25 protein-coding genes and 1 other annotated feature are annotated in these 25,240 nt (G+C 40.3%); of the genes, 22 read left to right on the top strand and 3 right to left on the bottom strand.

All coding sequences use genetic code 11. The features are described 5' to 3' along the window. Window positions 1–52 precede the first annotated feature (52 nt). The 12 genes from rimM to G586_RS24600 all read left to right on the top strand — a co-directional run bounded on the left by rimM (window position 53) and on the right by G586_RS24600 (window position 10,827). A complete protein-coding gene (gene rimM, locus G586_RS0103770) occupies window positions 53–589 on the top strand; it encodes a ribosome maturation factor RimM (RefSeq protein WP_026526645.1) in 537 nt (178 codons plus the stop codon). A 118-nt stretch (window positions 590–707) separates the two neighbouring features. Next, window positions 708–1,490 carry a uridine phosphorylase gene (gene udp / locus G586_RS0103765; protein WP_026526644.1) on the top strand — a complete coding sequence of 261 codons (783 nt, stop codon included), beginning with the start codon at window positions 708–710 and terminating at the stop codon, window positions 1,488–1,490. 137 nt (window positions 1,491–1,627) lie between these two features. Then, on the top strand, window positions 1,628–1,975 hold the full coding sequence (gene rplS / locus G586_RS0103760) for a 50S ribosomal protein L19 (protein ID WP_022760209.1): 348 nt from the start codon (window positions 1,628–1,630) through the stop codon (window positions 1,973–1,975). 107 nt (window positions 1,976–2,082) lie between these two features. Beyond that, entirely contained in the window at window positions 2,083–2,676 is a 594-nt protein-coding gene (gene lepB / locus G586_RS0103755) for a signal peptidase I (protein WP_026526643.1), read from the top strand. An 11-nt stretch (window positions 2,677–2,687) separates the two neighbouring features. Further along, window positions 2,688–3,575 carry a ribosome biogenesis GTPase YlqF gene (gene ylqF, locus G586_RS0103750; RefSeq protein WP_026526642.1) on the top strand — a complete coding sequence of 296 codons (888 nt, stop codon included), beginning with the start codon at window positions 2,688–2,690 and terminating at the stop codon, window positions 3,573–3,575. Next, window positions 3,563–4,132, top strand: a complete 570-nt coding sequence (lepB, locus tag G586_RS0103745; RefSeq protein WP_026526641.1) for a signal peptidase I — start codon at window positions 3,563–3,565, stop codon at window positions 4,130–4,132. Before ylqF ends, lepB (G586_RS0103745) begins: the two co-directional genes overlap by 13 nt. Next, on the top strand, window positions 4,125–4,892 hold the full coding sequence (locus G586_RS0103740) for a ribonuclease HII (protein ID WP_026526640.1): 768 nt from the start codon (window positions 4,125–4,127) through the stop codon (window positions 4,890–4,892). Before lepB (G586_RS0103745) ends, G586_RS0103740 begins: the two co-directional genes overlap by 8 nt. A gap of 18 nt (window positions 4,893–4,910) precedes the next feature. Next, window positions 4,911–6,845 carry a flagellar hook-length control protein FliK gene (fliK, locus tag G586_RS0103735; protein ID WP_026526639.1) on the top strand — a complete coding sequence of 645 codons (1,935 nt, stop codon included), beginning with the start codon at window positions 4,911–4,913 and terminating at the stop codon, window positions 6,843–6,845. 12 nt (window positions 6,846–6,857) lie between these two features. Beyond that, window positions 6,858–7,178 (top strand): EscU/YscU/HrcU family type III secretion system export apparatus switch protein, encoded by a 321-nt coding sequence (locus G586_RS0103730; RefSeq protein WP_026526638.1) that lies wholly within the window; start codon window positions 6,858–6,860, stop codon window positions 7,176–7,178. Between the two features lie 3 nt (window positions 7,179–7,181). Further along, window positions 7,182–7,562, top strand: coding sequence for a YraN family protein (locus G586_RS0103725; protein ID WP_026526637.1), 381 nt, complete (start codon window positions 7,182–7,184; stop codon window positions 7,560–7,562). Window positions 7,563–7,585: 23 nt separating this feature from the next. After that, window positions 7,586–8,290, top strand: coding sequence for a response regulator transcription factor (locus tag G586_RS0103720; protein ID WP_026526636.1), 705 nt, complete (start codon window positions 7,586–7,588; stop codon window positions 8,288–8,290). A gap of 2 nt (window positions 8,291–8,292) precedes the next feature. Continuing rightward, window positions 8,293–10,827: a sensor histidine kinase gene (locus G586_RS24600; RefSeq protein ID WP_051204490.1), complete on the top strand. Its 2,535-nt coding sequence runs from the start codon at window positions 8,293–8,295 to the stop codon at window positions 10,825–10,827. 35 nt (window positions 10,828–10,862) lie between these two features. Here G586_RS24600 and G586_RS0103710 read toward each other — a convergent pair whose 3' ends face one another. After that, window positions 10,863–12,062, bottom strand: a complete 1,200-nt coding sequence (locus tag G586_RS0103710; RefSeq protein WP_026526635.1) for a ribose-phosphate pyrophosphokinase — start codon at window positions 12,060–12,062, stop codon at window positions 10,863–10,865. 96 nt (window positions 12,063–12,158) lie between these two features. On the opposite strand from G586_RS0103710, the gene G586_RS0103705 reads away from it, so the two are divergent. The 9 genes from G586_RS0103705 (at window position 12,159) to G586_RS0103665 (ending at window position 21,882) form a co-directional block, all read left to right on the top strand. Then, entirely contained in the window at window positions 12,159–13,517 is a 1,359-nt protein-coding gene (locus tag G586_RS0103705; RefSeq protein WP_026526634.1) for a DUF512 domain-containing protein, read from the top strand. Further along, window positions 13,514–14,848: a ribosome biogenesis GTPase Der gene (gene der, locus G586_RS0103700; RefSeq protein WP_026526633.1), complete on the top strand. Its 1,335-nt coding sequence runs from the start codon at window positions 13,514–13,516 to the stop codon at window positions 14,846–14,848. Before G586_RS0103705 ends, der begins: the two co-directional genes overlap by 4 nt. 39 nt (window positions 14,849–14,887) lie before the next feature. Then, window positions 14,888–15,541: a glycerol-3-phosphate 1-O-acyltransferase PlsY gene (gene plsY, locus G586_RS0103695; RefSeq protein WP_026526632.1), complete on the top strand. Its 654-nt coding sequence runs from the start codon at window positions 14,888–14,890 to the stop codon at window positions 15,539–15,541. Between the two features lie 73 nt (window positions 15,542–15,614). Next, window positions 15,615–16,637 carry an NAD(P)H-dependent glycerol-3-phosphate dehydrogenase gene (locus G586_RS0103690; protein WP_026526631.1) on the top strand — a complete coding sequence of 341 codons (1,023 nt, stop codon included), beginning with the start codon at window positions 15,615–15,617 and terminating at the stop codon, window positions 16,635–16,637. 64 nt (window positions 16,638–16,701) lie between these two features. Continuing rightward, window positions 16,702–17,268 carry a hypothetical protein gene (locus G586_RS0103685; protein ID WP_026526630.1) on the top strand — a complete coding sequence of 189 codons (567 nt, stop codon included), beginning with the start codon at window positions 16,702–16,704 and terminating at the stop codon, window positions 17,266–17,268. Between the two features lie 223 nt (window positions 17,269–17,491). After that, entirely contained in the window at window positions 17,492–18,496 is a 1,005-nt protein-coding gene (locus tag G586_RS0103680) for a hypothetical protein (RefSeq protein ID WP_026526629.1), read from the top strand. Between the two features lie 292 nt (window positions 18,497–18,788). Next, a complete protein-coding gene (locus G586_RS0103675) occupies window positions 18,789–19,496 on the top strand; it encodes a hypothetical protein (protein ID WP_026526628.1) in 708 nt (235 codons plus the stop codon). A gap of 39 nt (window positions 19,497–19,535) precedes the next feature. Continuing rightward, window positions 19,536–19,793: a binding site (T-box leader), on the top strand. A gap of 83 nt (window positions 19,794–19,876) precedes the next feature. Continuing rightward, window positions 19,877–21,100, top strand: coding sequence for a tyrosine--tRNA ligase (gene tyrS / locus G586_RS0103670; RefSeq protein ID WP_026526627.1), 1,224 nt, complete (start codon window positions 19,877–19,879; stop codon window positions 21,098–21,100). Continuing rightward, a complete protein-coding gene (locus G586_RS0103665; protein ID WP_035772371.1) occupies window positions 21,100–21,882 on the top strand; it encodes an HAD-IIB family hydrolase in 783 nt (260 codons plus the stop codon). Before tyrS ends, G586_RS0103665 begins: the two co-directional genes overlap by 1 nt. A 124-nt stretch (window positions 21,883–22,006) precedes the next feature. Here G586_RS0103665 and G586_RS0103660 read toward each other — a convergent pair whose 3' ends face one another. After that, window positions 22,007–22,678 (bottom strand): hypothetical protein, encoded by a 672-nt coding sequence (locus G586_RS0103660; protein ID WP_026526625.1) that lies wholly within the window; start codon window positions 22,676–22,678, stop codon window positions 22,007–22,009. Between the two features lie 184 nt (window positions 22,679–22,862). Beyond that, window positions 22,863–24,131: an SLC13 family permease gene (locus G586_RS0103655; protein ID WP_026526624.1), complete on the bottom strand. Its 1,269-nt coding sequence runs from the start codon at window positions 24,129–24,131 to the stop codon at window positions 22,863–22,865. A 143-nt stretch (window positions 24,132–24,274) separates the two neighbouring features. On the opposite strand from G586_RS0103655, the gene G586_RS0103650 reads away from it, so the two are divergent. Next, on the top strand, window positions 24,275–25,240 hold the full coding sequence (locus tag G586_RS0103650; protein ID WP_026526623.1) for an ABC transporter substrate-binding protein: 966 nt from the start codon (window positions 24,275–24,277) through the stop codon (window positions 25,238–25,240).

Raw genomic sequence — 25,240 nt, 5'->3', positions numbered from 1 at the left:
TCTTTGCGGAAGGGCGTAAAGGCCGTATAAATGGCACATGGAGGAATTATAAGTGACAGAATACTTTGAAGTAGGTGTTATTGTTAAAGCTCACGGACTTAAGGGAGAGGTTAATGTTTTCCCTACTACAGACGATCCTGCGAGATTTAAAAAGCTCAAAAAGGTAATCGTTGATACCGGACGTGAAGGTAAAAAAGAGCTCAATATCGAACGAGTTAAACTCGGAAGCAAATTCGTCATCGTGAAATTCAAAGAGTTTAATGATATCAATGAAGTTGAGAGACTTCGCCAAAAGCCTCTTATCATCCCCAGAGAAGATGCAATAAAACTTGAGCCCGGCGAATACTATCTGGCAGACCTTGTTGGCATGAAGGTGGTAGATGAAGATGGTAAGGAGCTTGGAATTCTTCAGCAGGTTATCCAGACAGGAGCTAATGACGTTTACGAGATGAAACGCACTGATATCGATTCCGAAGCAGGGGACGTATCAGATACTGTTATGATTCCCGGAATCTCAGAATGTGTGAAAAATATTGATGTTGAGAACATGGTTATGACAATTCATGTTATGAACGGACTTTTTGATTGATATAAAGTATTATGGTCAACTGGTAAATCATTAAAAAATGCTAAAAAATCTTCTGTAAATCGTTACAGGGGATTTTTTGCGATATAATGAGTATTATAAGTTTTTTCGGAGGTTTATTATGGTTGATTATACAGAAGGCGCAGGCTATCAATATCATGTGCATTTAAAGGAAGGCGATGTAGGCAGATACGTTATTCTTCCGGGTGATCCGGGAAGATGCGAGAAGATTGCAGCCTATTTTGATGATGCAAAACAGGTTGCTTACAACCGTGAATACAACACTTATACCGGCTATCTTGATGGAGAGAAGGTGAGTGTGTGTTCCACAGGAATCGGAGGCGCATCGGCTTCAATTGCGATTGAGGAGCTTCATAAGTGTGGTGCTGATACCTTTATAAGAGTCGGAACCTGTGGTGGGATGCAGCTTGAAGTAATGGGTGGTGACCTTATTATTGTGAATGGTGCGATAAGAGCAGAAGGTACTTCCAAAGAATATGCACCTATCGAGTATCCTGCTGTTTCTACCTTTGAGGTAACACAGGCCCTTAAAGAATCTGCTATGGAACTTGGGATGAGACATCACGTTGGTGTTGTTCAGTGTAAGGATGCTTTTTATGGACAGCATGAACCTGAGACGAAGCCTGTTTTCTATGAGCTGCAGAATAAGTGGGAAGCATGGAAAAGGTGTGGCTGCCTTGGCTCTGAAATGGAGTCATCGACACTGTTTATAGTTGGTCAGTGGCTTAGAGCCAGAACCGGAGCGATAATGCTTACTGTGGCAAATCAGGAAAGAGCAAGAGAAGGTCTTGATAACCCTCAGGTACACGATACAGATGCTGCCATCAGGGTTGCAGTATCCGCTATTAGGAAGCTTATTGCTGAGGATAAAAAGAATAAATAATAAAGCGTGAGAATAAAGTAAAAAACCTTGACGGACATGGTTTTTGTGTGATAAACTCATGTAGTTGCGAAAATGACGGTCCTCTGGTACGTAGATGTATTTAAGAACGTCCATTTATATAGTATAGGAGAAAGCAAATGAATACAATCATTGCAGAGATCGAGAAGGAGCAGCTTAACGAGAACGCTCCCGAGTTCAACACTGGTGACACAGTACGTGTTTACAACAAGATCAAGGAAGGAAACCGCGAGAGAGTACAGGTTTTCGAAGGAACTGTTAAGAAGATTCAGGGCGGTAGCAACCGTACAACATTCACAGTTCGTAAGATTTCTAACGGCGTAGGTGTTGAGAAGACATGGCCTCTTCACTCTCCTCTTGTAGAGAAGGTTGAAGTTGTGAGAATGGGTAAGGTTAGAAGAGCTAAGCTTAACTACCTTAAGGGCCTCACAGGTAAGAAGGCAAAGGTCAAGGAAAAGGTTCGCTAAGAATGATTTCTTTGGTAAGGGCAGTTACTTTTTAGTAATTGCCCTTCTTTGTTATCTGATAGAAACAACGCTGCGCGGGGTATTAACCCTGGCAGATGGAGGAGAGAATGTTTCGCAAAAAAAGATATCGTTCCATGTATTTGGAGAAGAAAAAGACAGTAACACCTGAGCTTTTCAGAGAAATTCTATCGTGGCTGTTCTATACGGTGGCTGCTGTTTTTGTTGCCTTTGTTCTTGTTATATGCTTTGGAAAAAGAGTAAGGGTGATAGGTGAATCTATGGAGCCATCACTTTATAATTCTCAAAGTGTTTTGGTGGATGCCATAGCTTATAAGTTAAAAGCTCCTAAAAAAGATGATGTGATAGTATTCTTGCCTAATGGTAATGAAAAATCACATTATTACATTAAGAGAGTCGTAGCCATACCGGGGGAGACCGTACGAATAGAGGGCGGCAATCTTATTGTCAATGGTCAAACAGTAGTCACTGAGGACCGTGAATATGATAAAATGGAAGAGGCTGGAATTGCTGAAAATGATATCACATTAGGCAATGGTGAGTTCTTTGTTCTTGGTGATAACAGGAACAGCAGTGAGGATTCAAGAAGTGCCAATATTGGCGTTGTGAAGCTTTCAACCATAGCAGGCAAGGCGTGGTTTTCTTATGGAACCAAAGAAGGGAAGACCGGTCTTGTGGATTAAAGGAAGAGATTATGAATAATTATCAGTGGTATCCGGGTCATATGACCAAGGCCATGCGTATGATGCAGGAAAACATCAAGCTGGTCGATCTGATTATAGAACTTACAGATGCCAGAGTACCAATGTCGGGGAGGAATCCTGATATAGACAAGCTTGGACAAAACAAATCAAGGCTTGTCATTTTGAATAAAGCAGATCTTGCAGATCCGGAAATAAGTAAGGAGTGGATAGAATACTTTTCATCCACCGGAGCCAGAGTTATGGAAATGAATTCTAAGACCGGCTCACAGGTTAGAACAGTTCTTGACCAGGTAACGGAGAGCTGCAGAGAGAAAATAGAGAGAGATAAAAAAAGAGGCATTGTAAACAGGCCTATAAGGGCGATGGTTGCCGGAATACCAAATGTTGGTAAGTCCACTTTTATAAACAGAATTTCCGGAAAAGCAGCGGCTAAAACAGGTAATAAGCCCGGTGTTACAAAGGGTAAGCAGTGGATAATGCTTGGAAAGAATCTGCAGCTACTTGATACGCCCGGTGTATTGTGGCCCAAGTTTGAAGATGAGACAGTGGGTCTTCATCTTGCTCTTATCGGTTCAATGAATGATGAGAACCTTGATAAGGGAGAGCTTGCGGTAAGTCTGATAAGAATACTTGAGGACTGGTATCCGGGAATTCTTTCGGACAAATATGGAATAACACAGGAGCAGAAGCTTCTCTACGAGGAGGATCAGTATGAGACTCCCGAATCATCTATTTTGACAGCAATTGCCAACAACAGAAAGCTTATAAAGCAGGGCGGCAAAGCTGATATTGAAAGAGCCTGCATGCAGCTTCTGGATGATTTCAGAAACGGCAGACTTGGAAAAATTTCATTGGAGAGACCGATATGGACAAAGTAAAAGATTTTATAAAAAATGCTGGAAGTACAGTTTTTACTGTTTTGATTGTATGTGTTATTACAATACTTTTCATGAAGTTTGTGGCACAGAGGACAGATGTTGATGGCGAGTCAATGATGTATACGCTTCATGATAAAGATGTTTTGATGGCAGATAAGATAACCTACAGATTTTCTGATCCAAAAAGATTTGATATTGTCATTTTCCCATATCCACAGGATCCAAGTGAGTATTTTATAAAAAGAATTATCGGAATGCCCGGTGAGACAGTTCAGATAGACTATGACGGTAATATTTATATAAACGGAGAGATACTTGATGAGCACTTCGGTGCCGAAGTTATCCAGAATCCGGGTAGAGCTGCAGATCCTATAACTCTTGGAGATGATGAGTATTTTGTTATGGGAGATAACAGAAATTACAGTATGGATTCAAGGGAACCTCTCGTAGGAAATATCAAACGCTCTGATATCATTGGAAGAACATGGCTCAGGATTTATCCTTTTTCAACCTTTGGTGTTATAGATAAGAATAAGGAAAACACAGAAAATGAGTGAGAAAATAGGAGATATTAAAGCTGAGCTGCTTAGAGCATCCAATATAGATGAGTACAGCCTGTTCTGTGATAAATTCGCTGAGGATAACAGAGCCGGCGTACAAAAGCTCGTTGAAACAGCAAAAAAGCGCATAGCTGCTATAGAAAATGAGAAGCTTAGGCTTTATGAAATGCGCAGTTATGAAAGACTTCATGCGGATAAAAAGTATATCTGCGGAATAGACGAGGTAGGAAGAGGACCTCTTGCGGGACCTGTATATGCAGCAGCTGTAATATTGCCTGCCGATGCAGAGATACTGTATATAAATGATTCCAAGAAATTATCCGAAAAAAAGAGAGAAGAGCTGTACCAGGAAATCATGGAGAAAGCTGTCTCTGTTGGAATAGGGTATAGTACACACGAGAGGATTGATGAAATCAATATCCTCCAGGCAACCTATGAGGCAATGGCAAAAGCAGTGGACAATCTCTCTGTAAAACCGGATATTTTGCTCGTTGATGCTGTTCACATACCTCAGCTTGATATGTATCCTCAGGAATCAATAATCAAGGGTGATGCGAAAAGCGTCTCAATTGCTGCCGCAAGCATAATAGCGAAGGTAACACGAGACAGACTTATGACAGAATTAGACGAAAAATATCCCGGCTATGGATTTGCTCATAACAAGGGATACGGAAGCGCTGATCACATAGAGGCGCTTAAGAAAAATGGTCCCTGTGAGATTCACAGAAGATCATTTATTAAAAATTTCACTTCTTAAGAGAGAAAGCGAGCCTGCATGAGTATCATTCAGAATCTGACCGGGAACAGACCTGTCGTTCAGGTCAATGGTCAAATTGTAAATCAGAATGCTTCTAAATCGCAGGAATCTTTGCGCTTTTTGGAGACCGGAGACAGATTATCCGGAAAAATTATCTCTATGTCGGATGACAATGGAGTAAAGAATGCCCAGATACGGCTTGGAGATGACACGGTCATTTCAGCCAGGCTCCAGGATGGTATGAACCTCAAGGAAGGGCAAAATATTTCTTTTCAGGTACGTGGTACCACCGGGCAGTTAACGCTGACACCTCTTTATGAAAACACATCTATCAATCCCACAGCTCTTAAGGCTCTTAGTGCGGCAGGAATCGAGGTTACACAGGATACCGTTAATATGGTCAAGACCATGATGGAAAACGGTATGGGGATTGATAAGAATTCTTTAAACGAAATGCATCAGCTTCTGAATTCTCACCCTGAAGCAGAGGTCACATCTCTGGTTCAGATGAAGGCTCTTGATATTCCCGTGACACAGCAAAATATAAGTCAGTTTGAGAGCTATAAGAACTATGAGCATCAGGTTGTTGAGACCATGAAATCTATTATGGATGATCTACCTGAGGCCTATAATCAGCTTGTTCAGGGTGGTGAAGAATTAAAGGCCAATGATCTTTACGGCGGCATCCTTGATATGCTTTCAAAGGGCGCTGAGCACATGGAACAGACCGTGATCAGAGGAGAAACCGTAGAACAGACAGCAGGACAGAATGCTTCCGTTGCTCCCGGCGCAGAGACAGCTGAGGTCCTAAGTGAAAATGTGGGAGAGACTGTCATAACTGTTGAAGGCGGAGATGCGTCAAAGACTACGCAAGGTGCAGAAAATATCGCGGGTCAGAATACTGCTTTAGAGGATGGTATTACAGAAAATGCATCCCTGACAGATGCTTCAAAAGCTGAAGCGATGAAAACGGAAAATGCTAAAGCAGAAACAATAGGTTCTGATGCAGAGAAAATATCAGATCCGCAAAAGGCTGCTGAAGATATTACAAGTGGGAAAGCAAATCCAAAAGCGGCTGACAATGAATCTGTCATACAGCAAAAGATTTCCTTTGGGAATGACTTTGCAAAGATAGTAAGGGAGCTTAGCTCTAATACAGGTGCTACAGGAACTGAAATACAAAAGCTTATAGCTCAGGCTCAGAGCGGGAAAAGTGCTGAGATTGATCAAATGGCACTGGTCAAAGAGCTTGCGGATGCCTATAAGTCACTCGCACATTCTTCAGAGAGTGCAGATGCAGCATTCACGAAGGTTTTTAGTAATAATGAGTATAATAAGCTGATGAAGAGCATTATGCAGGAGGAATGGCTACTAAGACCTGATGATGTAAGCGTAAAAGAGAATGTTGAAAATCTGTATGCACGTCTTAATGCTCAGGCAAAGCAGTTGACACAGCAGCTTACCATGAGCCTTGGGCAGGATAGCAAGGTTGCACAAAGTGCAATGAATCTTCAGAATAATATAGATTTTATGAACCAGATCAATCAGATGTTCCACTATGTTCAGCTGCCACTCAAGATGGCTGATCAGGATGCACATGGGGATCTGTATGTATATTCAAACGGCAAGAAGAAATTTGAACCGGGTGATACTGTCAGTGCAATACTTCATTTGGATATGGATAATCTTGGCCCGATAGACGTCTATGTAAAAATGACGGATATGAATGTTAAAACGAATTTCTATGTGGCTGATGAGACTGTGCTTGACCTTATAGAGGAGCATATAGGAGAGCTTAACGATCGTCTTAATAAAAGGGGCTATACCATGGAGGCAAGGATGATGCTTCATACGGATCAGGATGAAAACAGTGAAGATCCTCCGGTAAAGAGCCTTATCGATGCTAAGAAAACAGCTTTTTTATCAACAACATCTTTTGATGCAAGAGCATAAGAGGGCTAGAATATGGCAGATAATAAAGATATTGAAAAAGGAAAGACAAAGGATGGAAAGCCAAAGCAGGCCATAGCACTGGCTTATGATCCTACTGAAGATGGGGCACCGCGTGTCATAGCAAGCGGAAAAGGACTTGTGGCTGAAAAAATCATTGATGCCGCAAAGGAAAAGGATATCCCGATTCACGAGGATTCCAAGCTGGCAGACACACTTTCAAAGCTCGAGATCGGTGAAATGATCCCGCCGGAGCTCTATGAGGTTGTGGCCGAAATCCTGGTATTTGTTGATGCTATGGATAAGATACGTGCAAAAGAGGCTGCCCATAAGTAACATATGAATAAAAGACAAACAGGAAGCTATTATGAAGATCTCGCCTGTGATTATCTTGCTGAAAACGGTGCCAGGGTTGTTGCCAGAAATTTCAGAAGTAAGAGGGGCGAGATTGATATTGTAGCAAGGGATGATAAATATCTCGTTTTTATAGAAGTAAAATACAGAACCTCATCCCGCTTCGGAGAGGCGGAGGAGGCTGTTGATCCCCGTAAACAGAGGGTGATATGCAGGGTTTCGGATTTTTACAGGAAACGGTACGGTATCGGTGAGAACTTCGCCATAAGATACGATGTTATTGCTATAAAGGTTGACGAAACATCTGCTATTCATATAAGATGGCATAAAAATGCATTTTCATATATTCCAGGTAAAATGTGGTGATTTTTTAGGAGGGTTTATCCAAAATGCAAAACGTTTTGGTTTGTGATGACGACAAAGAGATAGTTGAGGCTATTGAGATTTATTTAAAGCAGGAAGGAATCAACGTATTTAAGGCTTATAACGGAGTAGAGGCGCTTGAGATAGTCAAAGATAATGATATTCATGCCGCTATCATTGACATAATGATGCCCGTGATGGATGGAATACAGTGCACTATGAAGATCAGAGAGCACAGTTCTATCCCGATTATTATCCTTTCCGCAAAATCAGAGGATGCGGATAAAATCCTCGGACTCAATATCGGAGCTGATGATTATGTGACAAAGCCTTTCAATCCGCTCGAGCTTGTGGCAAGAGTTAAATCCAACCTCAGACGTTATACTGAGCTTGGCAATGCTGATTCAAGGGATGCGGATGATGACTATATTTTCAGGGCAGGCGGACTTGTACTAAATGACAATTCAAAGTCTGTTTCGGTAGACGGAGAAGAAGTCAAGCTTACGAAAATCGAGTATAACATCCTTATGTTTTTGATAAAGAATAAGGGAAAGGTATTTTCAATCAGTCAGATTTACGAGAATATCTGGAATGAGAATGCTGTATCAGTAGATAATACTGTTGCGGTTCATATCAGACATATCAGAGAAAAAATAGAGATAGATCCCAAAAACCCGAGATATCTGAAGGTTGTTTGGGGAGTTGGCTACAAAATTGATACTGAGGATTGATAATGTTTGATAAAATATTCAGGCATAAGACCATGTCCTGGATCAGCAGATATGTTCTGAGAGTTTTCCAGCACATATGTCTTGCTGTGGTAGTGGCCCTGATTTTTTATATCTACAAAGGGTCATCTTTTACGGGCACAGATGGTGTTGACTATAATCTGCAAAAGGATGATGTTGGCAAAGAATATGCCGATTCGGAACTTTTTAATACCATATTGTTTGATAATCTGAAAAACGCAGTGGAACTGGCTGCTTATCAGACTCTTTTTGAAACCGATGGTGTGTATAACGGCGAGAAAAACATTGACGTAACGGCATTTATCAACAGGAATACCGTACTTCAAAGTGATTATATTACAGCTGTATACCCGGTTTCGAATCTTATTAAATGGTCCCAAAATGGATTTGAATATGATGATGTGAATTATTCTACAAGGGAGAGCAAAGATTTTTTTGTAGCCACCACAGTTTATACACATCTTTTAAAGAACAACGCTGAGGGCGGAATGAATGCATTTCTGAACTCTCAGCTTGCTAATAATGTTGTCAGAACGAATGTCAAAGAAAATGTAAAGGATGGTGCAGGCTCCCATACTGTTTTGATTCCAAGATATAAGACAGTTAATGGAGAGAATATTGAGGAAATCGTCTCAGACTGGGATGAATATAATGAACTCTGCGCTAATATTACCGAGACAGCATCGACTATGGCAGCGGCGTATGAGAGATACGATGATTATAAGGACAAGTATTCGTTCTATAAATCTAATTTCAGATACTATATCACCAGAACAATAAATGCCAGAACTGAAGTATTCACCAATGTGGATTCACTAAAGAGCGGAACAAATGGACTTAATATGAAGGATGTATTTAAGTCCTACGGAAGATATATATATTTCTGTCCATATGATATTGAATATTCCACTAATACTCAGATAAGCGAGGATACGCTCAGACAGATTATCGGGAATTATCAGTATGCGTTTCCTGATCAGATGAAGTTTTATTTTGCTGTTGATATAAATAAAACTGCAAATACTGATAACTTCAAGATAGGTAAGGATGCCTTCAACAGGTATATGCCATATTACAGACAGCTTTATATGATCATGGTATTCTTTGCGATAGCTTATCTGATAGTACTTGTTCACCTTAGCATCTACGAAGGCAGGATTGAGTATCCCGATGGGACTGTCGGTGGTATTGAGAGAATAGATGTGATTCCGATAGAAGCGGTATTACTGTTTTCGGTTGTTGTACTTGGAATACTGTTTGGTTTATTTGAATTCTCGGTAAACAATTATGAGATTGTAAAACATAATACGCTTAATATGTCACTTCTTGCAGGCGGTATTTCTTTTGTGGGCGATAATGCTATATGCTATGCAGTCTCTAGCATAATAAGAAGAGCAAAGGCCGGCTGGCTTTACAAAACTTCACTTTTCAGATACTGTCTTGAACTTATACATAAGCTGTTTGAAAAGATGACACTCAGACAGAACTTATTTGTAAGGACGGTACTGCCATATATACTTTCTGCTTTCCTCAATCTGTATCTTATTCTGCGATGGAGAATGGTAGGAGTTGTAATTGTTGCTGTGCTTGATGTGGCAGTGGCAATTTACATAATAAACCTGAACAATGACAAGTTTATTATCCTTGATGCGCTAAAAAGGATAGGAAAAGGTGAGCTTGATGTAAAGGTTGATGTCAACAAGCTTCATAGCGGTAATGTTTATCTTGGTGAAGAGTTAAATAAGATTTCCGTTTCTGTTGAGGAGGCGGTAAATCGAAGTATGCGTGATGAAAAGCTAAAGGCGGATCTTATAACAAATGTATCCCATGATATTAAGACGCCTCTGACATCTATCATCAATTATGTGGATCTGTTAAAGAGAGAAAATATCGATGACCCTAAAGTCAGCGAATATATCAGAATACTGGATAATAAATCCCAGAGATTGCGACAGCTTACAGATGATCTTGTGGAAGCCTCAAAAATCTCATCGGGTAACATCACACTGAATATCCAGGAGCTTAATTTTGCTGAATTTGTAAATCAGATACTGGGAGAGTTCTATGAAAAATTTGAAAGCTTCGGACTTGTTCCCATTCTTAAGTGTGAAAAGTACGATGTTTTCATAAGAGCTGATGCAAGACAGCTTTACCGTGTTATTGAGAACCTTTTGAATAATGTTTGTAAATACGCGCTTCCAAATACAAGAGTTTATATGGACCTTGTGGTTGTGAAAACTGAGAATTCAGGCAGCAAGGCATTATTCTCAGTTAAGAATATTTCTAAAAATGAGCTCAATATCAATGCCGATGAGCTTACTGAGAGATTTATCCGTGGCGATATTTCAAGAAGTACCGAAGGCTCCGGACTTGGACTTTCAATAGCAAAAAGCCTTACAACAGCGATGGGCGGAGAGTTTGAGATTATTCTGGACGGAGACCTTTTTAAGGTTAATGTCGCATTCGAAACGGGGAAATTCAGCAATGGAAATCCCTCGTCTGAGAAGGTACAGATTTAAGAAAAAACATATTAAAGAAAAAAGCCGGGGGCCTGTTAGTTAAACAGGTCCTCGGTTTTTACTGACTTTGAATTATATTTTTCAATCAAGCTGTGAATTGTCTCTGTAGGAGTTATTACATAGCTCAGTGATCCATCATGATTAACAAAATCTATAACTGTCGCAAGGAACTTACTCATATCCGCAACGTGGTAATATTCTCTCTTGATGTAATCAGGATTCTGATAAATCAGGTTTGTGGTGATAAGAGCATCAAAATCACCATTTTTATAGCCTTCATCAAAAATCTCCACGCCGTTTGTGAAAAGTCCGAAGGTGGTGCAGATAAATACACGCTGCGCACCCTTCTTTTTGAGCTGTCTGGCTGTATCGATCATGCTTGATCCGGAAGAAATCATATCATCGATGATGATAACATCCTTTCCATGTATATCGGAGCCAAGATATTCGTGAGCAACAATAGGATTTGACCCGTTTACAACCTTGCTGTAGTCACGTCTCTTGTAGAACATACCGGTATCTACATTAAGTACGTTTGCGAAATATACTGCTCTGTCCAAAGCACCTTCATCAGGACTTATTACAGTAAGATGTTCTTTATCGATGATAAGATCTCCGATTTCAGATATAAGAGCCTTCATGAACTGAGGAGATGCCATGAAGTTATCAAAGCCTGAAATAGGAGCTGCATTTGATATTCTGGGGTCATGGGCATCGAAGGTGATGAAATTGCCAATACCCATGTTATAAAGCTCAGAGAACATAACAGCAGCATCAAGTGATTCACGGTTGTTTTTATTGTGCTGTCTGCCTTCATAAAGGAAGGGCATTATGATGTTTATTCTTCTTGCTTTTCCGTTTATGGCTGCAATTACTCTTTTTAAATCCTGATAGTGATCATCAGGTGAATAGTAGTTCTCATAGCCATACATTTTGTAGGTCATTGAATGATTCATGACATCAGTAAGGATGAAAACATCTTTACCTCTGACAGATTCACAGATCTGAGCCTTGCTTTCACCGCTTCCGAAACGAGGGTTAGAATATGTTACTCTGTAATCATCCTTAACATAGCCCTGAAAAGCGGGGTCGTTACCGGGAGTGTCGTGAAGACTGTGTCTAAAATTAACAAGATGGGAATTAACCAGTTCGCCCAGTTCCTTGGCAGAATCCATCACCATAAGTGCGATGGGAGCAACTGGCATTGAAGTATCTAATTTGTGAAAATCAGGCATTTTATCTCCTAACTGAAAAAATAATTGATTTTTTACGCTACTATCTTATTGTATCTTATACTGACACGTCAAGAAATTTAATGTATAATCAGTTCTATGGATAACAAAGGACATTTGATAAAAAAGGTTGAACCCGGAAGCATAGCAGAGGAACTGGAGATTGCTGCCGGGGATTGTTTGCTTGCAATAAACGACAAGCCAATAGAGGATATATTTGATTATCAGTACATGGTACAGGATGAAGAGCTTACACTTCTCATCAGGAAACCTGATGGTGAGGAATGGGAGCTTGAAATTGAAAAGTACTATGATGAGGATCTTGGGATTGAGTTCGATAACGGACTTATGGACAATTATAGATCCTGCTGTAATAAATGTATCTTCTGCTTTATAGACCAGATGCCTCCGGGCATGAGAGAGACATTGTATTTTAAGGATGATGATGCAAGACTCTCGTTTTTACAGGGGAATTATGTCACGCTCACCAATATGAGTGACAATGATATTGACAGGATTTTGAAGTATCATCTATCTCCCATAAACGTATCATTTCAGACAACTAATCCTGAGCTTCGGTGTAAGATGTTAAACAACCGATTCGCAGGTGAGGCTCTAAAAAAGGTTGACAGATTATGCCAGCCCGGAACCGGAATAGAGCTAAACGGCCAGATAGTTCTGTGCAAGGGAGTAAATGATGGAGCAGAGCTTCACAGATCCTTAACTGATCTGTATAATTACAGACCGAATCTTAAGAGTGTATCGGTGGTTCCCGTCGGACTGTCAAAATATAGGGAGGGACTCTATCCTCTTGAACCCTTTGAGAAGGATGATGCCAGAGAAGTCTTAAAGGAGATTGAGTACTGGCAGAACAAATCCTTTGAGGAATACGGTGATCATTTTGTACATGCATCCGATGAATGGTACATGATAGCGCAGCTTCCGATACCGGGGCCTGAGATATATGACGATTATGGTCAGCTTGAAAACGGAGTAGGTATGGTGCGGCTCCTTTTGGATGAGTTTGACGAAGCACTTAAGGGCGCCATCGAGAATGGAATAGATGGAATTCCGCTTAAGGACTTTAAGGGTGAAGTTTCTACAGCAAGCGGCAAGCTTATTTATCCGTTTATCTGTGAGATGGCAAAGAAACTGACAGAAGCTGCTCCTGAGCTGACAGTTCATGTTCATGAAATCACCAATAACTTTTTTGGTGAGAGAATAACTGTGACCGGACTTCTTACCGGCCAGGATATAATAGCCCAGCTAAAGGGTCAAAAATTGGGGGATGCTCTGATTCTTCCGCAGAATGTACTTCGTGCAGGGGAAGATTATCTTTTAGATGATGTAAGAGTGTCGGATATTGAGAGAGAATTGGGGGTTAAGGTCCGCGTTATAAAAAGCGGAGGTATGGATTTCATAAGGGGACTAATTACAAAACAGGACGGTAGTTTATGAAAAGAAAAAACATAGTTGCGGTTGTAGGAAGACCGAATGTGGGAAAGAGTACCCTGTTCAATGCAGTTGCCGGGAAGAATATTTCCATTGTTGAGGACACTCCCGGAGTAACAAGAGACCGTATTTATCAGGATGTAGAGTGGCTGAATTACAGCTTTACACTTGTTGATACCGGAGGAATTGAGCCTGATACAAAAGACACTATTCTTTCACAGATGCGCACCCAGGCGGAGATTGCCATTGAGACAGCTGATGTCATCATTTTTATGTGCGATGTGAAGCAGGGACTTACGGATGCGGATTCCCAGGTTGCGGATATGCTAAGGAAGTCACGCAAGCCGGTAGTGCTTTGTGTAAATAAGGTGGATAGCTTCAAAAGAGATTCCATGGATGTATATGAGTTCTATAATCTCGGAATCGGAGAGCCTTTCCCTATCAGTGCATCCAATAAGCAGGGCATAGGTGATCTTCTTGAAGAGGTTACCAAAAACTTCACTGCTTCTGATGGTGAGGAAGAGGAAGATGATTCAATCAGGGTTGCCGTAATCGGAAAGCCTAACGTTGGAAAGAGCTCTATCATCAACAGACTCTGCGGAGAGAACAGACTTATAGTATCTGATGTGGCAGGAACAACAAGAGATGCCATTGATACTGAGGTCAAATACAATGGTAAGAAATATACATTTATTGATACCGCCGGCCTTAGAAGAAAGAATAAGGTAAAGGAAAAGCTCGAGGAATTCATGATCCTCAGAACAGTTACTGCGGTGGAACGTGCTGATGTAGCTGTTATAGTAATAAATGCAGACGAGGGTGTTACCGAGCAGGATGCCAAGATTGCGGGAATTGCGCATGACAGAGGCAAGGGAATAATAATTGCGGTCAATAAGTGGGATCTTATTGAAAAGGATAATAAGACAGTCAATGAGTTTACAAAAGACATAAGGAGCGTGCTTTCATTCATGCCTTACGCAGAGATTATCTTCATTTCTGCAGAGACAGGACAGCGCCTTGTAAAGCTCTATGATATGATAGATGCTGTAAGCGAGAATCATGCGATGCGTGTGGCTACAGGTGTTCTTAATGAGATAATGATGCAGGCAGTTGTTATGCAGCAGCCACCGTCAGATAAGGGTAAGATATTAAAACTTTTCTACATCACCCAGGCATCTGTTAAACCGCCAACCTTTGTTATATTTGTAAATGATAAGAAGCTGATGCATTTCTCATATACGAGATATATAGAAAACCAGATACGAGAAGCATTTGGTTTTAAGGGGACTCCGCTTAAGTTCATAATACGCGAGCGGAAAAATGAAAAAAATAAATAAAATGCCGGTATGAGCATTTAGACCAGGAGGGGATTTTACATGGTTGTAAGAGTTTTGTGTTTGCTGACAGGTTATGCTTTCGGTCTTATTCAGACTGCGGTTATTTACTGCAGAATGAAAGGGGTTGATATCAGAAACGTTGGAAGCGGCAATGCGGGGACAACAAATACACTTCGCGTTTTGGGGGCAAAAGCAGGGTTTACAGTTCTATTTGGCGATATGCTTAAGTGTATTGCTGCAGTACTTCTGACAACTCTTGTTTTCGGAAACAGATATCCTGATATAAAATATCTGTTGAAAATCTATACAGCCGCAGGCTGCGTTTTGGGACACGATTTTCCTTTTTACATGAAGTTTAAGGGCGGAAAAGGTATTGCATGTACTGCCGGATATATAGTTGCATTTAAGTGGACTTTTATAATAGGCGGACTTTTGGCATTTCTTATACCCTTTAATATCACACACTTTGTATCACTTGGTTCACTTTGCCTTTATGCTGTATTTTTCATTCAGCTTGTTGTTGAGGGACAGATGGGGCTCCTCGGAATGTCACAGCCTCATCTTATAGAGATGTATATTATAGCCTTCGCCATGACAGCGCTTGCGTTCTATCAGCACAGAACCAACATAGGAAGACTTTTAAGACGCGAAGAGAGAAAGACCTATATTTGGAAAAAGAATAAAGTAGACTAAAAAATAATACCTCTGCCTTCCTATTTAGAGGAAGGTGGCACCAAGTGCCGGATGAGGGGAAAAGGAGACTAACTTGGATAACAATATCGCCGTCATAGGCTCCGGAAGCTGGGGCATAGCTCTTGCCTGGAGACTTTGGAAAAACGGAGAAAATGTAACAATATGGGCCAGAAGCAGGGAATCTGCTGAAAAATTAAAGCTTAACAGAGAGGATAAGGATAAGCTTCCGGGAGTGATTTTGGACGGAAGCATCAAAATTACAGATAATCTTGAGAGCGCACTCAAGGATAAGGACATGATTGTGATAACAGTTCCTTCGGTTGCTGTGCGCGAGGTTTGTAGGAAAATGCAGCCCTATCTCAGAAGCGAGGATGAGGGTCACCAGATAATTGTAAACTGTTCTAAAGGAATAGAAGCTGACACGCTTATGCTTATGTCGGATGTGATTCTTGATGAACTTCCGGGAAGAGATGTGGCAGTGCTTTCCGGACCGTCTCATGCGGAGGAAGTCGGAAAAGACCTTCCTACCACGATTGTGGTAAGTGCATTTTCAAAGGATACTGCCAGAGCTGTGCAGAACGCATTTATGGCTGATACTTTCCGTGTATATACAAGCCCTGATATGCTGGGCATAGAGATAGGTGCAGCCCTTAAAAATGTTATAGCTCTTGCTGCCGGTGTTGCCGACGGACTTGGATATGGTGATAATGCAAAGGCGGCGCTGATCACAAGAGGAATTGCAGAGATGTCAAGGCTGGGAGCAGCAATGGGTGGAGATTATGAAACCTTCTCAGGCCTGTCCGGAATTGGTGATCTTGTAGTTACCTGTGCTTCAATGCATTCCAGGAACAGAAGAGCCGGAATTCTCATAGGACAGGGGAAGACTGCTGATGAAGCCAGAAAAGAAATAAAAATGGTCGTAGAGGGTGTAAACAGTGCTGCAGCGGCTCTGGCTCTCGCTAAGAAGTTTGATGTTGAAATGCCTATTGTAGAGCAGGTTAATGAAGTACTGTTTAATAACAAGCCTGCGAGAGAAGCTGTTCTAGATCTTATGAACAGAGATAAAAAAGACGAGAATGATCTTCAGGGATGGTAAAGATTAAACCTTTCTGATATAGTTTTCTTGGTGTTTAAAATATAGTTTTGGAGGGAATTAAGGTATGAAGAAAGAAGTAAAGAAATTTGGGGGAGTTATTAGATTATTAGCGATGGTTATGATGTTCGCGCTTACATTAACAATTGCGAACCCTATGACAGTAGAAGCTAAAACCAGGAAGCTTAAGAGTTTTAAATCTTACAGCTCAGAAACTGCTTTTGCTGATTCGGTAGCAAATAACATTGCAAAGAAGACTTATAATTTTAAGATTAAAAAGAAAGGCTATGATGCAAGAGCATATCTTAGATTTACGGCTCCTGTTTCTAAAACATATACATTTACGCTTTCAAATTTGCGAGCAGCTAATGGAAGATATGCATGCGGATTTATGCAGGTTATGAAACCAATGGTGACGTCACCTGATAATTTAGATACTCTTGATGTTGACACCAACGTTACTAAAGGTATTACAAAGGGCTTGTACTTTGCAAGTAGGAAGACTAAGGATAAGGAATTTACGACCAAAAGGTCTGCTTCTTTATATCTTGAAGCTGGTGAGACAGCATATATTTATATTAATTCATCAACAGCAATCAGCAAGTATGTTACATTCAAATTCAAGGTAAAATAAACATCAAAAATTAAACACCATAGGGCTGTGAAAAATGAGAAATCTTTTTTCCAGCTCTTTTTCGATATTCAAATTTTAGGAGTAGAAGGTTTAGTCTGATAATGAAATATGATAATCACTGCGAGGAATGCCGATGCTGAGCGTGAATTATTATTGAAAAAAAGTATAGCTTTGTGATATAAGTATTATGTTCGAAATTTTTTATTATAGAGAGGAAAAGGGAATGAAAGAAAAGTTTATGAAACTATCAAAGGCAATGTTTGTCATTGCTGCTTTTTTACTTGTCTTTTCAACAGGCAAAACATCTGCTAAAGCTTCTGTTGGGAGTGTTACACAGATAGGACAGACAACAAATTCGATAACAATTTCTTGGACAAAAAATGGAAATGAAACAGTATATTTGGGTTACAGCTATATTGATGATATTGAAGGAAGAAACGCTGCTAAGGCTATGGCAGAATCAATGTCAACTCCTGTTTCCGGCACATCATATACATTAAGTGTGCCTCAAAATGGAATAGCTTATATTGCTCTTACTACAACTTCACGATTAGGGCCTATTACTTATAACAAAAAGTTTAAATGCGCTCCTTCACAGGTGACTAACGTTCATCAGACTGAATGGTATAGAGCAGCACACAGTTGTGTTTATGAATGGAATAACCAGCCATGTGCAGATGGATATGAAACTGTGTTCATGGATGCAAAAGGAAATATCATCGAAAGTACTACAAGACCAAGTTCCAGATATTACCATGATGGCGTTAAGAACAATAAGGTATATAAGTGCCAGGTAAGAGCATATACTGATATCAATGATAGGCCTGAGCAGAGAATATACGGTGAATGGTCTCCTGAAGCGTATTTTCTTACACAGCCGGGTGCAGCACCGAAATATGGTAATGTAAGTCTTGGACTGGATGTTCACTGCTCAAAAGGCAAGCTTAAGATATCATGGGAAAAGGTTGATGATATTTCAGGCTATCATGTATTTGTGGCTACTAAGAAGGGCGGCAAATTCAAAAAGGTTAAAACTCTTAAGGCTGGTGCTAAGAGCATCACAATAAAGAAATTCAAGAAAAAGAAAATCAATCCTAAGAAGAAATATTATGTTTTTGTACAGGCATTCAAGGATGCTAATGGAATCAGATACAATTCAGGAATGAATTATATTTCATATAATAATGGCAAATATTCAAGCTTTATGTATGCAGATTCTTGGAATTAAAAATTTATCACTTTTGTTATGTTTTGTATTATAAGATACTTTTATTTCTAATGGGAATGGTTGAAATAATACATATACAAATATTTGGGGCTGTAAAAAATGATCTCTCATTTTTACAGCCCTTATTTATATAAATGCAAAATAAGGATATTTTTGGATGAATTTAAATTACAAAAATTGTTACATTTTTTGTAATTTTATGTTATCATAAAAACCGTTAAAATTAAGTGAATCAAGAAATAAGAGAGGGACTTATTGCCTCAATTGATTTGCGTTAGGAGAGGAAATTAGTATGGAAATGAAGAAAGTTCTAAGAACAATTGTCGGTATGGGTCTTGCATTTGCTATTACATTTGCTTCCATGCCTCAGACAGCAAGCGCTGCAGGTTATTCTGTAGGAAAGCTTAATACCGGAGCTAAGCCTGGCTCAACATACACAGCTAAGTCATATTTCCCCGGTATCGGTTACCAGAACATGAAGGTTAGATTTTCATCTGTAACCAAGGAAGATGCAATGCCTTTTGGCCGTTATAAGGGAATGTATACTAAGGCTACTGTTAACATGCATGTATCAATGCCTAAGTCAACAGAGAAGAAGATCAAGAATAACGTTGTAAAGATCATCAGATCAAGCAAATACAGAAATAAGAGAATTATCGGTACATGTCTCTTCCTTGATTCTTATACAGGCTGCATTCCTTCTGATCTTTACCAGGGAACAGGTGCTGATGAGTCTAATGTAAAGAGAAAGACATTCCATCAGAAGCAAAATCGTTATAACGCATGGTATACAACTACAACAGCATTTGATCAGACGACTACACTTGTTTATGATTCAATGAACGATGGTAAGTATCTTGTAGGTTATGCAGGAGTTGGCAAAGAGGTTACAGCAAACAGCTCTTCTGTTACAAACTTTGCAAATGGTAATGCTCCTATTACAAGCTCTGCCTTCTTCAAGAAGAAGCTCAAGAAGCTTTCAATCTGGACAAGAATTTAATTTGCTTGACAAGAAGAAAAAAATATTGATAATAATTCATTAAAGGCTGAGAACGGAATAAGTAGTTTGATGAGTTAACCACAGAGAGTTGCCGGTTGGTGAGAGGCACGGAATTAAGCATTAAACGAATACCTCCGGGAGCTGCACGGAAGAATGAGTAATATCTAGTAAGCCGTGACGCGATCCCTGCGACAGTGTGGAAGAGTATACGGAATGTTTTCCAAGTACTTACTGAGGTGTGTTGTGTGAGCAGCATACGAATGAAGGTGGTAACACGGATTTAACCCCGTCCTTCGTAATCAATTTTAGATTGCGGGGGATGGGGTTTACTATATTAATCCTGTCCCCGGGCACAGAACTATTTTATTTAGGAGGACAAAATGCAGATTTACGAGGAACTTAAAAGAAGAGGTCTTATCGCTCAGGTAACTGATGAGGAGCAGGTAAGAGAATTAGTGAACGCCGGCAAGGCAACATTTTATATTGGTTTTGACTGTACAGCAGACTCTCTTACAGCAGGCCATTTCATGGCGCTGACACTTATGAAGAGACTGCAGCAGGCAGGTAACAAGCCTATCGCACTTATTGGTGGAGGCACAACAATGATCGGTGATCCTTCAGGAAGAACCGATATGAGAAAGATGCTTACCAGAGAGGATATTGACCACAATGCAGAGTGCTTTAAGCGCCAGATGGAGAAATTCATCGATTTTGGCGAGGACAAGGCTATTATGGTTAACAATGCAGACTGGCTCATGAACCTCAATTATATCGAGCTTCTTAGAGAGGTTGGCGCATGCTTTTCAGTTAATAACATGCTCCGTGCTGAGTGCTATAAGCAGCGTATGGAGAAGGGACTTTCCTTCCTTGAGTTTAACTACATGATCATGCAGTCCTATGATTTCTACTACATGTTCCAGAAATACAACTGTAATCTTGAGTTTGGCGGTGACGATCAGTGGAGCAACATGCTTGGTGGTACTGAGCTTATTAGAAGAAAGCTTGGAAAAGATGCACACGCTATGACAATCACTCTTCTTACAGATTCTCAGGGCAAGAAGATGGGTAAGACAGCAGGCAATGCCGTTTGGCTTGATCCTGAAAAGACATCACCCTATGACTTCTACCAGTACTGGAGAAATGTAGGCGACGATGATGTAGATAAGTGTCTTAAGATGCTCACATTCCTTCCTATCGAGCAGATCGAGGAGATGGAGAAGTGGGAGGATTCCAGAATCAATGAGAAGAAGGAAATCCTTGCATTTGAGCTTACAGAGCTTGTACATGGTAAAGAGGAAGCACAGAAGGCTCAGGATGGAGCCAGAGCGCTTTTTGCAGGTGGCGGTGACCTTGCTAATGTTCCTGCTGTTTCGCTTAAAGAAGAGGACTTTAGAGACGGAGTTATTGATATCCTTCAGGTGCTTGTTTCATCAGGTCTTTGTCCTACAAGAAACGAGGCAAGAAGAGCTGTTCAGCAGGGTGGTGTAACCTTTGGAGATGATAAGGTAACTGACCTTAAGACCACTTATTCAAAGGATACCTTCGCAGGTGACGGAGTTATGGTTAAGAGAGGTAAGAAGTCCTTCAAAAAGGTAGTATTTTAATGGTTTTATTTTTTGATATTGACGGAACACTATGGAATTATAAAAACGAAATAAATGAAAAGACGACCGAGGCGATACGCACTGCCAGGAAGAATGGGCATAAATGCTTCATAAATACCGGCAGGGCGAGAGCCTTTGTCACCAATAAAAAACTATTGGATATTGGCTTTGATGGCATAGTTTCAGCCTGCGGTACAATGATAGAGTATGAAGGCGATGTGATCTATAATCGTCTTATCCCTAAAGAAGATGCAGAGAGAACTGTATCTACAGTTCGCGAATATGGGTTCAAACCAATTTTGGAGGGACCAAGTCATCTATACCTTGAATTACCTGATTTCCAGGGAGATATGTATGGAGATAAGGTAATAAAGGAGATGGGAGATAAGCTTCGAGGCATTGATGAGTGCTGGGGCAAATGGGAAATCCAAAAGCTATCCTGCGCTACGGAGATACCGGTTGAAAAGCGTGACGAATGCTTCGATATATTATCGGATCTATACGACTATATGATTCACTCTGACACAGTAGTTGAGATGGTTCCAAGAGGCTTTAACAAGGGCTTAGGTATTGAGAAAGTATGTGAGCTTTTAGGTGAAGACATAAGAAATACCTTTGCTTTTGGAGACAGTATCAATGATAAAGAAATGCTACTTGCTGCAGGAGTCGGAGTCGGTATGGGCGGAACCTACCATGATCTCTCTGAATATGCTGATTATATAACGGCTTCTCTTGATGACGACGGGATTTGGAAGGCGATGAAACACTTTGAACTCATCTGATGATTAAATATTTTTAATTAATTATTTAGCTAATAAAATGGACTGCCAAAGATGATATGCATCTTATGGACAGTCCATTTTTTATTTCATGATATTATATTTTGATAGCTAAAAGCTTTCTTTGTTATTGAATGCTACCGGCCATTGCATAGCCTTTTTTATTTTTTCCAAAACCGGCTGCATAGTAACTGATTGTTTTATTGTTAAGCTTGTTCATTGTAGCCTTTTTAAGCTGGCCATTTCGTAAGCCTGCATAGCCCAGGTAAACTGTATCATGCCCAAGAGGTACAAGAACTTTATAGGAGTAAGCAATCTTTTTCTTCCAGTTATAAATTCGATATACGTGTCTTCCTTTTCTGGCTACAAGTGTCTTTGCTGTAGAACTTCGACTGACATAAGAACCGTTTTCAACGATGAGATCGGTAATGCTATTGCCGTTCTTATCTACATAAATTGGAGTGTAATCATCTATCTGGCCACCATTTCTTTTCTTGGCTTCCTGAACAATCTTCATTATGTCCTTCTTAGAGAGCTTTGACAAAGTAAGAGAGATGCTTACTTCGTATTCATCATATAATTGTTGATTGCTTGCTTTGACAGAGCTCCTTAAGAGAGTGGAAGACAATTTGAAGCTTGCTTTTTTAGGCCTTGCACCTTTATACATAACGGAACTTATCTTGCCGGATCTTGATTTTGTGAGCTTGACTCCGGCAGCCTGAGTTTTAATCGGAGCAAATGAAAATGCGAGCGCAAAAATAAGAACAATCGCAGATAATTGTTTAAGAATTCTCTTCATAGAATTTTCCCCCTTCATGAATTAAGTAATGGAAAACTACTACACAAAACACTTTATACCGATTAATATCATATCACATGGAGATAACAGCATTTTATAAAAAAAATATAAAATCAGCTCAGAAAAAAGAAAAGCCAATGACGATGTCATCAGCTTTTCAATGATAATCATTTACGTGAATTTGTTATCTCCACAATGCCCAGAGGAATACATAAGCACCTATAACTGCTGCGAGAGTAAAAGGAATTCCGATTCTTGTGAAGTCCTTAAAGCTTACCTCATAGCCTTCCTTTCTAAGCATGCCTACACCTGCGATGTTGCAGCTTGCTCCTACGGGAGTTATGTTACCGCCAAGAGTAGCTCCGCAAAGGAGGCCGAAATAGAGAAGATAGGGTGCAATTCCAAGGGAAGCAGTAACACCCTGCAGTACAGGGAGCATTGTAGCAACATAAGGGATGTTGTCGATAAATGCAGAGATAAGTACTGAACCCCAAACAATAATTGTAAACAGAACGAAAATGTTGTTGCCGCCGGCTTTTACAATAAGAGCTGCCAGATCATCGACAAGACCTACATGAGTAACACCTCCGATTACCATGAACAAACCGGTAAGGAGAAGAACGGTATCATAGTCAAGGTTTTTAACAACCTTCTTAATGCGCTCTACATCGTGATCTTTTAAGTACTCCCAGGCAATTCCGATAAGGGAGCATACAAGACAGATAACACCGTTTGTGATTTCAGGCTTGTCCTGAATGAATGAAGCGCCCATAAGAAGAACGACGTGAGCGACCATCATTATTGTAGGAACATAATCGGTTACCACAGTCTTTTCAGTGGCTGATACAGGCTCTTTGTCCTTTCTGAAAAGAACCATCATAATCGGAACTGTCAAAAGAGCTCCAAGCTCAACAGCGAAGAAAATGCCAGGTCTTCCGTTCATCCAGAAGAAATCATTGAAGTCCATCTTCGCATAGGCACCAAGCATGATAGAGGTGGTATCACCTACCAAGGTGGCGGCACCCTGAAGATTAGAGGATACAGCGATTGAAATTATCATTGGTACCGGGTTTATCTTGAGCTTTTTACAAATTGCCAGACCTACAGGTGCAACCATTAGAAGCGTTGCAACGTTATCGATGAATGCGGATATAAGTCCTGAAAACAGTGACATGTAAATCGTAACCCACATTACATTTGGAGCCAGATCTAACAGATGATCAGCTATAAGGTTGGGCATCTTGGACTCAATGAAGTAGTCAACCAGAAGCAGTGTTCCGAATATCATAAGAAGTACGTTCCAGTCGATTGCAGAAAATACGCTGTTAAAAGGTAAGATACCGGTAACAACATAGATTGCTGCAACAGCGAGAGCAATAAGTGCACGTCTTTTTGGGAAAACGATAAGGCCAACGTACATTGCCACAAATAAGATGATTGCGATTGGTTTCATGTAAAAATCCTTTCGAGTTGAAATATTTGATTTTTGTCCGATTGGACTTTCTTATTTTATATCTTTTCTTTCGTTGAGAGAAGTGCCTTTTTTGTGATATAATAACACGGCTTTTGATTTTTTGGCGAATTAGAGAGGATATTATGAAAAAACTAATTACTTTATACGGAACTATTATGGTAATGTCCATGGTTTTGACTGGATGTGGAAGCCCTAAGGCTACTGAGACAGTCAGAGTTGGATCTCTTAAGGGACCTACAACCATGGGACTTGTCAATCTGATGAAGGATTCAGAGAATGGCAAATCTGAGGGTAAATACGAGTTTTCTATGAAGACCCAGCCTGATGAGGTTATGGCGGGAATGGTTTCAGGAGACATTGATATAGCTCTTGTTCCTGCAAATATGGCTTCGGTTTTATATAACAAAACTGAAGGAAATGTAACTCTTTTGGACATCAACACTCTGGGAGTCCTCTACTGCGTAACAGGGGATGAATCAGTAAAGAGTGTTAAGGATTTTTCCGGAAAAACGGTTGTAACTACAGGACAGGGTGCTTCTCCAGAATATGTTTTAAGATACCTTCTTGATGCGAATGGAGTTACAGACTGCAATATAGAGTTTAAATCCGAGGCAACTGAGATAGCAGCACTTCTTCAGGAGGATGCTTCAAAGATTGCGATTCTTCCTCAGCCCTTTGCAACTGTAGCAGCAGCTAAGAATGAGGCAGTTTCAGTAGCATTTGACTTAACTGATGAGTGGGATCAGGTTTCTTATGGCTCCAAGCTGTTAACAGGTGTGACAGTTGTAAGAAATGATTTCTTAAAAGAGCATTCTGCTGAAGTGAAAAAATTTATTGAAGAGCACAATGCCAGCACAGAAAAGACTTCATCTGACGTTGAAGGTACAGCTGCTCTTATAGAAGAGTATCAGATTATCGAGAAGAAAGAGGTTGCAGCTAAGGCACTTCCTTCCTGCAATATTGTCTGCATAACAGGAGATGTGGCAAAGACAGCGCTTTCAGGTTATCTTCAGGTTCTCTTTGATCAGGATCCCAAGGCTGTTGGCGGAAAGCTTCCTGCTGACGATTTCTATACATTGGATAAATAA

The sequence above is a fragment of the Butyrivibrio sp. VCD2006 genome (assembly GCF_000423925.1).
GTDB lineage: Bacteria > Bacillota > Clostridia > Lachnospirales > Lachnospiraceae > Butyrivibrio.
The sequence above is the reverse complement of the archived record's forward strand: the minus strand, read 5'-3'. Positions and strand labels throughout refer to the sequence as shown.

Coding starts and splice junctions, on each gene's coding strand:
- udp (WP_026526644.1), top strand. CDS start 708: ATGGTTGATTATACAGAAGGCGCAGGCTATCAATATCATGTGCATTTA.
- G586_RS0103720 (WP_026526636.1), top strand. CDS start 7,586: ATGCAAAACGTTTTGGTTTGTGATGACGACAAAGAGATAGTTGAGGCT.
- lepB (WP_026526643.1), top strand. CDS start 2,083: ATGTTTCGCAAAAAAAGATATCGTTCCATGTATTTGGAGAAGAAAAAG.
- G586_RS0103730 (WP_026526638.1), top strand. CDS start 6,858: ATGGCAGATAATAAAGATATTGAAAAAGGAAAGACAAAGGATGGAAAG.
- G586_RS0103685 (WP_026526630.1), top strand. CDS start 16,702: ATGAAGAAAGAAGTAAAGAAATTTGGGGGAGTTATTAGATTATTAGCG.
- plsY (WP_026526632.1), top strand. CDS start 14,888: ATGGTTGTAAGAGTTTTGTGTTTGCTGACAGGTTATGCTTTCGGTCTT.
- der (WP_026526633.1), top strand. CDS start 13,514: ATGAAAAGAAAAAACATAGTTGCGGTTGTAGGAAGACCGAATGTGGGA.
- G586_RS0103665 (WP_035772371.1), top strand. CDS start 21,100: ATGGTTTTATTTTTTGATATTGACGGAACACTATGGAATTATAAAAAC.
- G586_RS0103680 (WP_026526629.1), top strand. CDS start 17,492: ATGAAAGAAAAGTTTATGAAACTATCAAAGGCAATGTTTGTCATTGCT.
- G586_RS0103710 (WP_026526635.1), bottom strand. CDS start 12,062: ATGCCTGATTTTCACAAATTAGATACTTCAATGCCAGTTGCTCCCATC.
- G586_RS0103705 (WP_026526634.1), top strand. CDS start 12,159: ATGGATAACAAAGGACATTTGATAAAAAAGGTTGAACCCGGAAGCATA.
- G586_RS0103675 (WP_026526628.1), top strand. CDS start 18,789: ATGGAAATGAAGAAAGTTCTAAGAACAATTGTCGGTATGGGTCTTGCA.
- G586_RS24600 (WP_051204490.1), top strand. CDS start 8,293: ATGTTTGATAAAATATTCAGGCATAAGACCATGTCCTGGATCAGCAGA.
- G586_RS0103740 (WP_026526640.1), top strand. CDS start 4,125: ATGAGTGAGAAAATAGGAGATATTAAAGCTGAGCTGCTTAGAGCATCC.
- fliK (WP_026526639.1), top strand. CDS start 4,911: ATGAGTATCATTCAGAATCTGACCGGGAACAGACCTGTCGTTCAGGTC.
- tyrS (WP_026526627.1), top strand. CDS start 19,877: ATGCAGATTTACGAGGAACTTAAAAGAAGAGGTCTTATCGCTCAGGTA.
- lepB (WP_026526641.1), top strand. CDS start 3,563: ATGGACAAAGTAAAAGATTTTATAAAAAATGCTGGAAGTACAGTTTTT.
- rplS (WP_022760209.1), top strand. CDS start 1,628: ATGAATACAATCATTGCAGAGATCGAGAAGGAGCAGCTTAACGAGAAC.
- G586_RS0103660 (WP_026526625.1), bottom strand. CDS start 22,678: ATGAAGAGAATTCTTAAACAATTATCTGCGATTGTTCTTATTTTTGCG.
- ylqF (WP_026526642.1), top strand. CDS start 2,688: ATGAATAATTATCAGTGGTATCCGGGTCATATGACCAAGGCCATGCGT.
- G586_RS0103655 (WP_026526624.1), bottom strand. CDS start 24,131: ATGAAACCAATCGCAATCATCTTATTTGTGGCAATGTACGTTGGCCTT.
- G586_RS0103725 (WP_026526637.1), top strand. CDS start 7,182: ATGAATAAAAGACAAACAGGAAGCTATTATGAAGATCTCGCCTGTGAT.
- G586_RS0103650 (WP_026526623.1), top strand. CDS start 24,275: ATGAAAAAACTAATTACTTTATACGGAACTATTATGGTAATGTCCATG.